Source organism: Prescottella sp. R16 (assembly GCF_030656875.1).
Taxonomy (GTDB): Bacteria; Actinomycetota; Actinomycetes; order Mycobacteriales; family Mycobacteriaceae; genus Prescottella.
This window is the reverse complement of record NZ_CP130943.1, coordinates 1,313,054-1,327,201: the sequence shown is the minus strand read 5'-3', so window position 1 is coordinate 1,327,201 and position 14,148 is coordinate 1,313,054. Positions and strand designations below refer to the sequence as shown.

Here is a 14,148-nt window from a genome sequence, read left to right as displayed (position 1 = left end):
AGGGAGACACACGAGATGGGACGTTTCGACGGACGCACCGCGATCGTCACCGGCGCAGCACAGGGCATCGGCGAGGGGTATGCCCGCGCGCTCGCAGCCGAGGGCGCGAATGTGGTGGTGGCCGACCTGAACACCGAACTCGGCAAACAGGCGGCCGAACGCATCACCGCCGACGGCGGCTCCGCCGCGTTCAAGGAAGTGGACGTGGCCGAGCCGGATTCGGCACTCGACCTGGCCACGTTCACCCTCGACCGGTTCGGCAGCATGCAGCACCTGGTCAACAACGCCGCGATCTACGGCGGCATGAAGATCGACTCGCTGCTCACGGTGCCATGGGACTACTACAAGAAGTTCATGAGCGTGAACCTCGACGGCGCTCTCAACGTGTGTCGCGCCGTGGTGCCGCACCTGCGCGAGAACGGCGGATCGATCGTCAACCAGTCGTCCACCGCGGCCTGGATGTACTCCAACTACTACGGGCTCGCGAAGGCCGGCATCAACAGCCTCACCCAGCAGCTCGCCACCGAGCTGGGCTGGTCGAACGTGCGGATCAACGCGATCGCCCCCGGCCCCATCGACACCGAGGCCACCCGCACGTCCACCCCACAGGCCGTCGTCGCCGCACTGGTCGAACGAATCCCGTTGCAACGCATGGGTACCACCGAGGACCTCACCGGACTGTGCCTGTTCCTGCTGTCGGACGAGGCAAAGTGGATCACCGGCCAGATCTTCAACGTCGACGGCGGACAGGTGGTCCGGTCGTGAGCACGCCGCTCCCCACCGTCGGTTACATCGGGCTCGGCAACATGGGGGCACCGATGGCGACGCGTCTCCTCGACCGACCCGCCGCGCTCGTCGTGTGCGACGCCCGACCCGAGGCCGTCGCACCGCTGCTCGAGTCGGGTGCCGTCGCAGCGTCCGTCCCGGCCGATGTCGCCGCCCAGGCGTCGGTGATCTCGGTGACCGTTCTCGACGACCTCCAGGTGCGCGACGTCGTCACGGGCACCGACGGAATTCTGGCGACGGCCCGCCCGGGCACCGTGATCGCGGTGCACTCGACGATCAGCGACGAGACGGCGACCGAACTGGCCGAGATCTGTCGGGCGAAGGGCGTCGAACTGGTCGATGCTCCGGTCAGCGGCGGCGCTCCCGGTGCGCGGCAGGGCCGGCTCGCGGTCATGGTCGGTGGCAGCGACGACGCGTTCGCCGCCGTGCGGGAACCGTTCGGATACTTCGCGGATCTCGTCGTGCACGCGGGCCCGGTCGGCGCTGGCACGCGGATGAAGTTGGCGCGCAATCTGTTGCATTTCGTGTCGTTCACGGCGGCGTCGGAGGCGCAGCGTCTCGCCGAGGCTGCGGGGCTCGACATCCGTGCGCTCGGGAAGGTGGTACGGCACACCGACGCGATCACCGGTGGCGCCGGCGCGATCATGTTGCGGGACACCACCGCCGCGGTCGTCGACGACGATCCGTGGCTGCCGATCCTGTCGCACGTACGCGACCTCGGGGAGAAGGATCTGACGCTCGCACTCGATCTGGGCGACCGACTCGGTGTCGACCTGCCGCTCGCGCTGCGGGCACTCTCCGGTCTCGGTGACGGTCTCGGTGTCGGCCCCGGCGAGATCTCGTCCACCTCTACCAAGGAGAACGCATGAGCGACAACGGTTCCCCGGACAACAGCCTCCCCATCACGCCCGAGCGTGAGCGCGGGGTGGCGATGATGAACCAGGTGTACGGCTGGGAGATGCCCGCGGACGTGCCGGGCGATTTCTTCGCGGTCACCGCCGACCACCTGTTCGCCGACATCTGGACCCGGACCGGCCTGAGCCTGCGGGACCGGCGTCTGCTGCTGCTCGGCGCGATCGCCGCGCAGGGCCAGTCGGACATCGCGAAGATCCAGATCGGCGCAGCCCTGAAGAACGAGGAGCTCACCGAGCAGCAGGTCGAGGAGGCCGCGATCTTCCTGTGTCACTACGTGGGCTGGCCGCTCGGCACGGGTCTGAACAATGCGCTGATCACGGTGAAGGCCGAGCGCCGGAAGGCCGCCAAGGCAGCCGCGGCTGCACAGCACGCCGAGCAGTCCGGCGATTCGGGCGTGACATCGACCCGGAAGACGGATACTGATAAATAGAACACGTTCTATCTGCTGTGCGTCGAAAGGATTCCCCCATGGCCGAGCCGACCTCCGGAGCCGCTCCCGTCCGCCCCCTGTCCGCCGAGAGCATCGACACCTGGAACTTCGAGGCGGACGTCGTGATCGCCGGCTACGGCATCGCCGGAGTGTGCGCGGCGATCGAGGCGGCCCGAGCCGGCGCCGACGTGCTGGTCCTCGAACGCACGGGCGGCTGGGGCGGGGCGGCGTCGCTGTCCGGCGGTTTCATCTACATGGGTGGCGGCACCCCACTGCAGAAGACCCTCGGCTTCGACGACACCCCCGAGAACATGAAGGCCTTCATGATGACGGCCCTCGGCCCGGGCGCCGACGAAGCCAAGATCACCGAGTACTGCGAGGGCAGCGTCGACCACTTCAACTGGCTGGTCGACAACGGGGTGCCGTTCAAGGAGAGTTTCTACGCTCAGCCCGGGTGGGAGACCCCGTTCGACGACGGCCTCATGTACTCCGGCGGCGAGAACGCCGCCCCGTTCAACACGATCGCCACCCCGGCACCGCGCGGCCACATCCCACAGATGGCGGACAAGAAGATCGGTGAGCGCGGCGGCGGCTACATGCTCATGAAGCCGCTGGTTGAGACGGCCGAGCAGCTGGGGGTGCGCGCCGAGTACGACGTGCGAGTGCAGACGCTGGTCACCGACGACACCGGCCGGGTGGTGGGGGTGGCCGCGAAGCAGTACGGCAAGGACGTCACCGTCCGCGCGCGCAAGGGCGTCGTGCTGGCGACCGGCAGTTTCGCGTACAACAAGGACATGGTCGCGTCGTTCGCGCCGCGGCTGATCGGCCGTCCCGGTGCCGCGATCGAGGAGCATGACGGCCGTGCGATCCGGATGGCGCAGGCCCTCGGCGCAGACCTGGCACACATGGACGCCACCGAGGTCGCGTTCTTCGGTGATCCGCAGATGATGGTGCGCGGCATCCTCGTCAACGGCCGCGGCCAGCGGTACGTCAACGAGGACACCTACCCGGGCCGGATCGGTCAGCTCACGTTGCTGCAGAACGACAATCAGGCGTACCTGATCATCGACGAGGCCGCGTACGAGGAGGCGAAGACCACGCCGACGTCGACACCGTTCTTCCGGTTCCAGCCCAAGTGGGTCGCCGAGACCGTCGAGGAACTCGAAGCCGAGATGGGACTGCCGGAGGGCACCCTGCAGGCCACCGTCGATGTCTACAACCGGCACGCCGCGAACGGCGAGGATCCGGTGCTCGGCAAGAAGCCGGAGTGGGTCGAGCCGATCGGGTCGCCGATCGCGGCACTGGATCTGCGGAACTTCACCGCCGGCTTCACTCTCGGCGGCCTGCGTACCAACGTCGACTCCGAGGTCCTGCACGTGTCCGGCGAACCCATTCCCGGTCTGTTCGCCGCCGGCCGCTGTACGTCCGGCGTGTGCGCGTGGGGTTACGCGTCGGGCACGTCGCTCGGCGACGGCAGCTTCTTCGGGCGTCGCGCAGGGATCAGCGCGGCGCGCGGCTGACACCCGAAGGTAGCAGCGAGCCGGTGCGGCACCGTCGTGCCCACCGGCTCGCTACCGCGGAACCGAATGCGCCTCTGCGGCCCGCTCGATCGCGCGGATCGCCGCCGAGAGCTGCGGTACGACGCGCAGGGCGTCGGTGGGGCGTCCCAGACACACGGAGATCGATGCCCGGGGAAGACCTGGGATGCCGAAGCTTCCTGCGACCGAGGCTATTCCCCGCGTATTCTCACCGGTCTCGTCGATCGCGATCCCTCGTCTCCGTCGGACGCGATCGAGTTCCTGGTAGAACGTTCCCGGGGTCCATACGGAGCCCCTCCCGAAAGCACGCCCTTCGGTCATGTCGTCGACCGTTTCCGGAGGAAGCATCGCGAGCATCGCACGCCCGCAGGTGCTGATGTGCGGTGCATGACGTCCACCGACGCGGGACGGCACGAGCGCTGCAGCCGGACCGCCGATCTTGTCCAGGACCAGCACGTCCGGGCCGTCGAGCACCGCCAGGTGCGCGACCAGGCCGGAGCCGAGAGACAGTGCGCGCACGGCCTCGACGGCGATTTTGCGCAGCTCCTCATGGCTCGAAGAATGACTGCCGCGGAATCGGAACGCTCTCGCCCCGAGCCGGTACCCGCCGTCCGAGAGACGTTGGAGCCAAGCAGACCTCGTCAACTGGACGACGATGCGATGTGTCGTGGACGACGGCAGACCCGTGTGGCTGGTGAGGTCGTCGAGACTCAGCACGGTCTGTGGAGCGTCGAAAGCATCGAGAATGCGAGTGAGGCGAGCAACCATACCGACTGCGGATGCGTGCTCGTTCGAAGGCTCACGTTCCCGAACATTCTCCAGCGTCGCGACACCGGCGGCACACCCTGCTCGATTCATCTTCTCGCCTTTCGACGTCCCGGAGGCCGACCGGATTTTCCGCACAGGTAACTCGATCCGGCTCACTCGAATTGGACAGTAGACGACCGTCTACTGTCAAGCGACACGACAGTACGAAAACCCGACAATCTTTGGGGCAGAGAGGAAGTACGTCGACACGCGCCCCGGAACGAGATTCCGGGGGCGCGTGTCGACGATCGCGGCTCGTGATCAGGTGTACCGGCGGTGGAACTGACCGGCTCGGCTCGCCCGTTGCAGATCCCGCTCCACTGCCGACACCCGAAGGGTCTCCTCCGGCAGGTGACCAGCGAGATCGGCGAACCGGACGACGACGCTTTCGCGGACGGCGGCATCGGGCCGGGGATCGGCGGCGGACTGCCAGCGCACCGCGACCAGACCGGCCGAGTGACCGTCGGTGTCGAGCCAGTTGTACACGCCCGGATCGTCCCGCGAGATGACGAAGGTGTAGGTGCCGTCGGCGTTCGGGTGGGCTTGGGTCGTGTTGAGACTGCTCGTGCGGTGGACGTATTCGTAGGCGACACCCCATGGATCGGCGAGCTGGATACCGAGGTACTCGGCCCCGAGACCGTCCAATGTGACCACGAGGGCCTCGTCGTCCTCCAGCGCGAAATGGCCACCGGTGGACATCCCGCGGTTGCCGGGGCGGACGCGGGGAGCCGGGACCGTATTGCGGGGACGAGCGCCGTAGCTGTACTGGTTGAAGTAATCGAGCCAGAACGGCGCGATCGTTCGGAGAATCTCGGCGGAGCGCTTGGCCAGTCGCGGCACGTCCGCCTGCCCCGTCTCCTCCGTAGCGTCGAGGCGGACGATCTCCAGTCGCGACGGCAGCTCGGACTCCCAGTCGCCCAGCAGGTCCCGAACGATCAGGAAACTGGTCCTTCCCGCGGGAATGGTCAGATGGTTCGTGGCCTCGGCCGATTCGCTCGCGTCGATCGTGATCGTGAAGTTGCCGTCGGCGTCGGTGACGATGGCGTCACTCCGCAGGGTCGCCTGCTGAAGTCCTCCCTCCGCAGCCATCACCGTCATGCCGGGGACGGAGTCACGCGTCTCGAAGTGGAGCTCCACGACCCTCTCCGGCCCGAACGATCCGCGGATCTCGTAACGGTGGTCTCCGGACACCGTCGCTTTCCGGTAGACGTTGTCAGGGTTCTCGATGCCGAACCCCGAGCGGGGGAGCTCGAGCCCGTGGAACCGGTGCGGCGCAGTGACACCCCACAGGAGGACCGGGTCGATCGGGTCCTCGCTCAGGGCATAGAGGATGGATGCGACCGCGATCGAATGGGCGGCACGGGGGATCGTCGCGGCCCCGGTAGCGGTAGCGCCCAGAGGGTCTCGGGAGTAGAGCGCCTCGACGCCGGCGATCTCGTCGAGCATTTCATCGGTCCGCAGAATCTCACGCGCGAGCGATTCGAGTCGACGCTGGCCGTCGGTTGCCAGGATGGGTGTGGCAGCCATGTGTGTTACTCCTTCCGAAGATAGGGGGGTTTAGCGGTGGACAGGTGAAAGTCGGTCGTCGAGAGTGATCGGCTCGACGCGAACGTCCGCGATGTCGGTGGTGCACCGCCCGAACCTCAGCGACATCACGCCTTCGACGTGACCGTCGGTGTCGATCCACAGGTGGTCGTCGAGATGTGGATCGCTCGCCGACACGACCAGACGAACGACCCCGTCCGGTCCCGGAGTGGTGTCGAGGCTCGTGGCGTACACCCGATTGCCGAAACGCCATTCGAAGGACTCCATCCAGTAGTTCATCGGGACGAAGCTCCAGTAGGCGCCCGTCGGCGGCTTGAAGGAGACGGTGAGGGCGCCGCCCTCCGGGACGGACCAGTAGCCGTCCAGGTAACGATGTCCACGGGGTGTGAAGATGTCGCCCGAATCGGGCATCGGGGTGAGGACGTTGGTCTTGGACGAGCGGACGGCGTCGACCCATCGCGCCCAGATCGTCGCGTTGTGTGCCGCGAACTCCGCGGCTCGGACCATGCCGTCCCGCAACGCGTCGGTGCGGAGCACCGGCTTATCCGCGTCTGCGCCGACGCGCCTGATCGTGAGTGGGCGCGGCTTGTCGTGCCGTGGATCTCGCAGGTAGCGCCGGACGGACAGGCTGGTGCTGTCGGCATCGAGTACCAAGGCGTTCGGACCGGTGGCGTTCGCGGCCAGTCGCACGGTGAAGTCGCCGTTCGCCGAGACGTGCAGTTCCTCATCGGTGATGCTGGACACCAGTCGCCGGGGCTGTGGATTCGTTCCGCTGAAGTCACCCGAGTAGACGGTCAGTTCGATGAGTGCCGTCTCTGCAAGATTGCCGGTGACCTCGTACTCGTACCGGCTCGACACCGGGCAGCTGTCGTAGATCTGTGCCGGGCTGTCCCCCGCATACTTTCGGACGCCGTCCCTGGACTTCTGATAGAACGCCGGGAACGCTGGGTCGGCGTGCTCGACGAACTGGTCGAGACCTATCGTCAGGTACCGCAGGAACAACCGGTATCCCTCGGCCGTGTCGATCTGCCGGCCGGGCGCCCGCAGTTCGGGGAAACCGTCACCGAATTCGGTGACGACTCCGGCGAACCTCCGCAGCGACTCGGCGAGCACCGACTGGTCGTCGTCGGCGGTCACTGCTCGATCCAGACCTTGTCGAACAGGATCACGCTGTCGAGAGTCGGGGTGACACCGTGCACCGAGGAAGTCCACGGCACGAACACCGCCTGCGCCGACCAGGTCGCGAAGGGCACGGTGTCGTTGACCACCTGTTGGATGCGCGCGAAGATCGGCCGCTTCTCGTCGGCGGTCTTCGCCGTCTGCAGCTCTGCGAGGAGGCTGTCCATTTCCGGATTCGAGTATCCGGCGGAGTTCAGAACAGAACTGCTCTGCAGATGGGTGTTCAAGCGTTGGAACGGAACCGCATCGTTCAGGCTGAGCGAGCTTCCTGCGGCATCGAAGTCGTGGTCGACGAGAACTCGCTTCGTCTGATCCGTGGCACTGTTGACGTAGTCGATCGTGACGGTGAACCCGACCGCCTGCAGCATCGCCTGGACGGCGAGGGCACGCCGCTGCGCAGTCGGTTCCTGCAGCGACAGGAACGACAGACGGCCGTCGTACCCGTCGGCTTTCGCCTCGTCGAGAAGTGACTTCGCCCGGTCCGGGTCGGTGGGCAGTCCCGCCACATCGGTGTGCCACTGGGAGAAGCTCGGGAACATGTCCGATCCCGGAAGCCCGGTGCCGTTGTTCACCCGGTCGTCGAGCGCCTGCGGGTCGATCGCGTAGGCCATCGCCTGCCGGACCCGCACGTCGGACCCGGGCCGGCCCGGACGATTGTTGATCACGCCGATGGAACCGAGATCCTGGGTGTCGATGAAGCCGGGAAGGTTCGCGGACCGCGCCTGGTCGACGACCTCGGGGGAACGCAGGAATGCCATCTGGATTCCGTTGGATTTCAACGATTCCAGGGTGTTCTGGTCTCCCCCGAGCGAGACGAACCGTAGCTTTTCCAGGTTCGGGCTTCCCGCCCAGTAGTCCGGTCGCGCGTTGAGCACGAGTTCCTCACGTTGCGCGAATCGGTCGACGACGAAAGGTCCCGCACCGATGGGTGTGAAGACATCTCCGTTCTGGGAGCTGGGTGCCACGACGAGACCGAATCCCGAAGCGAGCATGGACTCGAAATCCGACCACGGCTTGTCGAGTGTCACCACGACGGTGGCGGCATCCGGAGTCGAGATGTCGGTCACCGTGTCACTCCACAGTTCCGAACCGGTCCCCTTGCCCGCCACGAAGCGTTCGATGCTCCACTTCACCGCGCGCGAATCCAGCGGCGAGCCGTCACTGAACGTCACCCCGTCACGGAGTGTGATCGTCCAGCCGAGCTGGTCGGGCGCCACCTCGACCGCCTTGGCCAGCTGCGGCTCGAACTGCTGCGTCTCCGCGTCGTATCGGACCAGCACGTCGTAGACCGCGGCCATCTCCGTGCCGCCCGCAGCGCCTGCCATCTGTGTCTTCAGCGGATCGAGACTCGCGATGGGAGAATACGCACCGAAGGTCAGCGTCCCGCCCTTGACCGGATCCCCGGAGGGGTCGGACTGTTGCCCGACGAAGCCCGATTCCGTCGTCTGCGCGCCGGCAGGTGCGGAACCCGGGCCGGACTCGGCGGCGCACGCTGTCAACACGACCGAGGCCGCCGCGACAGCGGCAGCAGCACGGACAGCCCTCGGGAGTAACGAAAACGCCATATGCCAACCTCCGGATGGGCGCGGATGCGCCGACGCACCAACGCCAGTCAGTCGCCGGGACGAGAGCCCGGCGAGTGGGTATTTCCGGGGCCATGATGTGATGTGCGACATACCCGAAACCGGGCACTCCCGCTGATCGGGACCGGATGCTCGGCTATGCCTCGGCGGGGCCCGCCGGGTTTCGGGTCAGCTCACGTTGCTGCAGAACGACAATCCGGCATATCCGGTCATGGACGAGGCCGCGTACCAGGAGGCGAAGACCACGCCGAAGCGGGTGGGTGACGATGGAGCCGACCACGACCGCCCGTGGGTCCGCGAGACCGGTGTGCTGGTCGACCTCGACATTCATGCATGACGCACGCCGTATGACACCAATGTGTCGGTGACCACCCCTACACTTCCGCGCATGACCGTCGCCGTGAGTCGTGCACAGGTTCTCGCGTTCCGTTGGCATGCTCAGCAGCTCGATCGCCGCCCGGGTACTGCGTCGGATGCCGCCGACTGTGCCGTCCTGGATCTGGGGATCCAGAACACCGGGCCGGACGGGGCCGCGTGGGCTCTGCGCGTGCGCGGCGCCCCGGCCGACACGTCGAACGTTCTCGCGCTCGCGTGGACGCTGCGGGCCGCCCCGCACTGTTATCGGCGAGCGGATCTGCCGGCGGTCGCCGTCGCCACCGCACCGTTCTCGGACGCGGACGCCGGTAAACGTATTTTCGACGCGAACCGTCCGCTGAAGGCAGCCGGGATTCCGGCGTCGGACGCGTTGCGGGCCGTCGCAGCCGAGATGCGGGACATCGTGCGGGAGCCGACCGGCAAGGGCGCGATGTCGGCGGCGCTCGCCGCCCGCATGGGCGAGCCGTATCTGCGGCTCTGCCGGCCGTGCAACGCCACCCACCTGTACGAGATGCCGTTCCGGCTCGCGGCCCTGCACGCGGGCCTCGAGCTGCGGCCGAACACGTCACCACCGGTCCTCGAACGCATCCCCGGCTGGGAGTTCGCGCCGTACACCGACGGTGAGCGGGATCCGCGGCTGGACCCGATCCGCGGCTATCTGCGCTTCTTCGGGCCCGCGACCCCGAAGATCGTCGCCGCCTACCTCGACGCCCCGGTCAAGGACGTCAAGGCGCACTGGCCCGGCGACGTCACCGACGTCTCGATCGACGGCGAGGCTGCCTCGATCCTCACCGCCGACGTCGACGCCCTGCTCGATCCTCCGGCCGACACCTCGGTGCGACTCCTCGGCCCGTTCGACCCGTACCTGCAGCTCAAGGACCGGGAGTTGCTCGTGCCCGACGAGGCGTCCCGCAAGGATCTGTGGCGCCCCCTCGGCCGGCCGGGTGCCGTTGCCGTCGGCGACGAGATCGTCGGCTCGTGGCGGCCCCGGACGTCGGGCAGGAAGTTCACCGTCGAGGTGACCCCGTGGCAGAACCTGACGGCGAAGGTCCGGACCGGTGTCGACGAACAGGCACAGGAGCTGGCCGATTTCCGTGGCGTCACGCTCACGGGGGTCACCACCGCGGAGTGAGTGTCAGCTCAACTCAACGACACGTGCCAGACCAGGGCCGCGGCCAGCGCGCCGATGCCGTTGAGCGACCAGTGCAGGGCGATCGGGGCGAGGAGGCTGCCGCTGCGCTTGCGCAGCCACGTGAACACGAATCCGGCGGCCGCGGTGGCGGCGACGGCGCCGGCGATGCCGAGGATCTGCCCCATCAGCCCGCCGCCGAGGATGCCGGTGAGGCCCTTGTTGCCGGAGGTGAGTCCGAGCGACGACGCGATGTGCCACAGCCCGAACAGCAGCGAGCCGGCGGCGAACACGCCGCGGGCACCCGAGACGCGGCCCAGGGTGCCCTGCAGGACGCCACGGAACGCGAGCTCCTCGGGGATCACGGTCTGCAGCGGGATGACGATCATCGATGCGACGAGGGCGCCGGAGACGGTGGCGTACCGCTCCGACAGGAAGAACTGGCGGGTGAACGGCAGGGCGATGCCGATACCGACGACGGCGACCACGAGCCCGACGCAGGCGAGTGCGTACAGCGACCCGGATTTCCAGTGCCGCGGCGACAACCCCAGCTCCGACCAGCGCAGACCGCGCCGTCGGGTGAGGCTGACGAGGATCACCGCCGAGATCGGGACCGTCGCGATGCTGGCCCACACGGTGGTGAAGTGGGCGATGAGGTTCGTCGCGACCAGCACGGCCACCACGACGGCCACGTCCAGCCAGGCGTGCGCGGCGCGGATCCGATGGATGCCGGTGGAGGGGGCAGCCGCGGCGGCGGCCGGAAGGGCGAGAGTCATACGCAGAGCGGTCCCGTCTCCATGAATCACCCGCGCGCGAGCGACCACAGTGTTATGTGTTCGTTACCCGATTCCAGAGTACGCCCGCCGACGCGTCACGCAGGTGACGGTTGTCACACACCTCGATACCGTCCTGCCCCGATGCGGGGACGCGAACACTCGCCGTTAGCCTGAATACGAACTTCACAGCCCCGTGTTCAGGAGATATGCGATGCCGGAATTCCTCTACGAGGACCTGCTGCCGATCGGTGAAGACCCCACCGAGTACCGGCTGCTGACCAGCGAGGGGGTGTCCACCGTCGAAGGACCCGACGGTCGCACCTTCCTGAAGGTGGAGCCCGAGGCCATGCGTCTGCTCACCGAGACGGCGCTGCACGACATCTCCCACTACCTGCGCACCGATCACCTGAAGCAGGTCGCGAGCATCCTCGACGATCCCGAGGCGTCGAACAACGACAAGTTCGTCGCGCTCGATCTGCTGAAGAACGCGAACATCGCGGCAGCCGGCGTGCTGCCGATGTGCCAGGACACCGGCACCGCGATCGTCATGGGCAAGCGCGGCCAGCACGTACTCACCGAGGGTGACGACGAGGAGTCGATCGCCCGCGGCGTGTACGACGCGTTCACCAGACTGAACCTGCGCTACTCGCAGAACGCTCCCATCACCATGTGGGAGGAGAAGAACACGGGCAACAACCTGCCCGCGCAGATCGAGCTGTACGCGGACACCGCGAAGGGCCACGAGAACTCCTACAAGTTCCTGTTCATGGCCAAGGGCGGCGGATCGGCCAACAAGTCGTACCTGTACCAAGAGACCAAGGCCATCCTGAACCCGGACTCGATGATGCAGTTCCTCGAGGCCAAGATCCGTTCACTCGGCACCGCGGCCTGCCCGCCGTACCACCTGGCGATCGTCGTCGGCGGCACCTCCGCCGAGTTCGCGCTCAAGACCGCCAAGTATGCATCGGCGCACTACCTGGACGAGCTGCCCACCGAGGGTGCGATCACCGGCCGCGGTTTCCGCGACCACGAGCTCGAGAAGAAGGTCTTCGAGCTCACCCAGAAGATCGGTATCGGCGCGCAGTTCGGCGGCAAGTACTTCTGCCACGACGTCCGCGTCGTCCGCCTCCCCCGCCACGGCGCCTCGCTGCCCGTCGCGATCGCCGTCTCGTGCTCGGCGGACCGTCAGGCCAAGGCGAAGATCACCCCCGAGGGCATCTTCCTCGAGCAGCTCGAGTTCAACCCGGGCCGGTTCCTGCCCGAGGTCACCGACACCCAGCTCGACGAGGAGACCGACGGCGTCTCGGGCACCGGCAAGGGCGCCGCGGTCAAGATCGACCTCACCCGCCCGATGCCGGAGATCCTGGCCGAGCTGTCCAAGCACCCGGTCAAGACCCGCCTGTCGCTGACCGGCCCGCTGGTCGTCGCGCGCGACATCGCGCACGCGAAGATCAAGGAGCGCCTGGACGCCGGCGAGGAGATGCCGCAGTACCTCAAGGACCACCCGGTGTACTACGCCGGACCGGCCAAGACACCGGACGGTATGGCCTCGGGTTCGTTCGGCCCCACCACCGCCGGACGCATGGACTCCTACGTCGAGCAGTTCCAGGCCGCCGGCGGCTCGATGGTCATGCTCGCCAAGGGCAACCGCTCCCAGCAGGTCACCGACGCGTGCAACACGCACGGCGGCTTCTACCTCGGCTCGATCGGCGGCCCCGCCGCCCGTCTGGCCCTCGACTGCATCAAGAACGTCGAGGTCGTCGAGTACGCCGAGCTCGGCATGGAAGCGGTCTGGAAGATCGACGTCGAGGACTTCCCCGCATTCATCGTCGTCGACGACAAGGGCAACGACTTCTTCGCCGGCACCGGCGAGGTCACACTGACGATCGGCAAGCGTCCGGGTCTGTGATCTGACGTAACGAATCCCGAAGGCCCGGTGGAGCATTGGCTCCGTCGGGCCTTTCGTCGTCTTTGTCGTGTGCGGCGCGAACCCTTGCCAGGCTCCACCCGCACGGGATTCACTGGAACCCGGATCGCCCATTGCCACACACGGAGCGAGGTAGCCGATGTCGACCCACCGTGCAGTCCACGTCCGGTCTCCCGGCGAAACATTGGAACTCGTCGATGTCGACACGACACCGCCGGGCCCCGGACACGTCCGCATCGCGGTCGCCGCGTGCGGCGTCTGCGGTACCGACCACGGATTCGTGAACGGCGGATTTCCCGACATGTCCTGGCCGCTCACCCCCGGGCACGAGATCGCCGGGACGATAGCCGAACTCGGGGACGGCGTCGACGACTTCGCGGTGGGCGACCGGGTGGCCGTCGGCTGGTTCGGCGGGCACTGCAACCAGTGCGTCCCGTGCCGCAAGGGCATCTTCATCCACTGCGAGCGGATGCAGGTGCCCAGCTGGCAGTATCCCGGCGGCTACGCCGAGTCGGTGACCGCGCCGGCCAACGCGCTGGCCCGCATCCCCGACGGTCTCTCCTTCGCCGAGGCCGGCCCCATGAGCTGCGCCGGTGTCACAACCTTCGACGCGCTCCGCAAGACCCGGGCGCGCCCCGGCGACCGCGTCGCCGTCCTCGGAGTCGGCGGACTCGGACACCTCGGTGTCCAGTTCGCCCGGGCGATGGGGTTCGAGACGGTCGCGATCGCCCGCGGTGCCGACAAGGCCGACGATGCACGCCGATTCGGCGCCCATCACTACGTCGATTCCACTGCCGGCGACGTCGGCCAGGCTCTCCGGGCACTCGGCGGCGTCGCAGTGGTGCTGGCTACCGCCGCGAACTCGAAGGCCATGGCCGACACCGTCGGTGGCCTGGTTCCGCAGGGCGAGTTGGTCGTCGTGGGCGTCACCCCCGATCCACTGCCGATCAGCCCCCTGCAGTTGATCACCCCCGGGGTGAGCGTGACCGGCCATCCGTCGGGCACCGCCCGTGACGTCGAGGAGACGATGCAGTTCGCGCTGCTGTCCGGTGTGCGCGCGCAGATCGAGGAACGCCCACTGGCCGACGCGGCGGACGCCTATGCCGCCATGGACGAGGGGCGTGCACGGTATCGCATGGTGCTCACCATGTGATCGGC

General features: G+C 67.5%; 13 protein-coding genes. 8 read left to right on the top strand and 5 right to left on the bottom strand.

Features of this window, described 5'->3' with window-relative positions; genetic code table 11:
* Positions 1-15: 15 nt before the first annotated feature.
* The 4 genes from Q5696_RS06300 to Q5696_RS06285 are packed head-to-tail and all read left to right on the top strand — an operon-like array spanning position 16 to position 3,651.
* Complete coding sequence (locus Q5696_RS06300) at positions 16-765, top strand: SDR family oxidoreductase (RefSeq protein ID WP_305094344.1); 750 nt, start codon at positions 16-18, stop codon at positions 763-765.
* On the top strand, positions 762-1,655 hold the full coding sequence (locus Q5696_RS06295) for an NAD(P)-dependent oxidoreductase (RefSeq protein WP_305094343.1): 894 nt from the start codon (positions 762-764) through the stop codon (positions 1,653-1,655). The genes Q5696_RS06300 and Q5696_RS06295 overlap by 4 nt, the downstream gene beginning before the upstream one ends.
* On the top strand, positions 1,652-2,131 hold the full coding sequence (locus Q5696_RS06290; protein ID WP_370654871.1) for a carboxymuconolactone decarboxylase family protein: 480 nt from the start codon (positions 1,652-1,654) through the stop codon (positions 2,129-2,131). Before Q5696_RS06295 ends, Q5696_RS06290 begins: the two co-directional genes overlap by 4 nt.
* A gap of 38 nt (positions 2,132-2,169) precedes the next feature.
* Positions 2,170-3,651, top strand: coding sequence for an FAD-dependent oxidoreductase (locus tag Q5696_RS06285; RefSeq protein WP_305094342.1), 1,482 nt, complete (start codon positions 2,170-2,172; stop codon positions 3,649-3,651).
* Positions 3,652-3,702: 51 nt separating this feature from the next.
* Here the strand turns inward: Q5696_RS06285 and Q5696_RS06280 are convergent, their stop codons facing one another.
* The 4 genes from Q5696_RS06280 to Q5696_RS06265 form a co-directional block, all read right to left on the bottom strand.
* Positions 3,703-4,437, bottom strand: a complete 735-nt coding sequence (locus Q5696_RS06280) for an IclR family transcriptional regulator (RefSeq protein ID WP_305094341.1) — start codon at positions 4,435-4,437, stop codon at positions 3,703-3,705.
* 300 nt (positions 4,438-4,737) lie between these two features.
* A complete protein-coding gene (locus Q5696_RS06275; protein WP_305094340.1) occupies positions 4,738-6,003 on the bottom strand; it encodes a DUF1214 domain-containing protein in 1,266 nt (421 codons plus the stop codon).
* A gap of 30 nt (positions 6,004-6,033) precedes the next feature.
* Positions 6,034-7,158, bottom strand: coding sequence for a hypothetical protein (locus Q5696_RS06270; protein WP_305094339.1), 1,125 nt, complete (start codon positions 7,156-7,158; stop codon positions 6,034-6,036).
* Complete coding sequence (locus Q5696_RS06265) at positions 7,155-8,525, bottom strand: ABC transporter substrate-binding protein (protein ID WP_305094338.1); 1,371 nt, start codon at positions 8,523-8,525, stop codon at positions 7,155-7,157. Before Q5696_RS06265 ends, Q5696_RS06270 begins: the two co-directional genes overlap by 4 nt.
* Positions 8,526-8,961: 436 nt before the next feature.
* On the opposite strand from Q5696_RS06265, the gene Q5696_RS06260 reads away from it, so the two are divergent.
* Both Q5696_RS06260 and Q5696_RS06255 read left to right on the top strand, forming a co-directional pair.
* Complete coding sequence (locus Q5696_RS06260) at positions 8,962-9,120, top strand: hypothetical protein (RefSeq protein WP_305094337.1); 159 nt, start codon at positions 8,962-8,964, stop codon at positions 9,118-9,120.
* A gap of 51 nt (positions 9,121-9,171) precedes the next feature.
* The gene (locus tag Q5696_RS06255) at positions 9,172-10,290 is read left to right on the top strand and encodes a winged helix DNA-binding domain-containing protein (RefSeq protein WP_305094336.1); all 1,119 of its coding nucleotides are present in this window, start codon (positions 9,172-9,174) and stop codon (positions 10,288-10,290) included.
* Between the two features lie 8 nt (positions 10,291-10,298).
* Here Q5696_RS06255 and Q5696_RS06250 read toward each other — a convergent pair whose 3' ends face one another.
* The gene (locus Q5696_RS06250) at positions 10,299-11,063 is read right to left on the bottom strand and encodes a CPBP family intramembrane glutamic endopeptidase (protein WP_305094335.1); all 765 of its coding nucleotides are present in this window, start codon (positions 11,061-11,063) and stop codon (positions 10,299-10,301) included.
* 211 nt (positions 11,064-11,274) lie between these two features.
* On the opposite strand from Q5696_RS06250, the gene Q5696_RS06245 reads away from it, so the two are divergent.
* The gene (locus Q5696_RS06245) at positions 11,275-12,972 is read left to right on the top strand and encodes a fumarate hydratase (RefSeq protein WP_305094334.1); all 1,698 of its coding nucleotides are present in this window, start codon (positions 11,275-11,277) and stop codon (positions 12,970-12,972) included.
* Between the two features lie 157 nt (positions 12,973-13,129).
* The gene (locus Q5696_RS06240; protein ID WP_305094333.1) at positions 13,130-14,143 is read left to right on the top strand and encodes an alcohol dehydrogenase catalytic domain-containing protein; all 1,014 of its coding nucleotides are present in this window, start codon (positions 13,130-13,132) and stop codon (positions 14,141-14,143) included.
* Positions 14,144-14,148 lie beyond the last annotated feature (5 nt).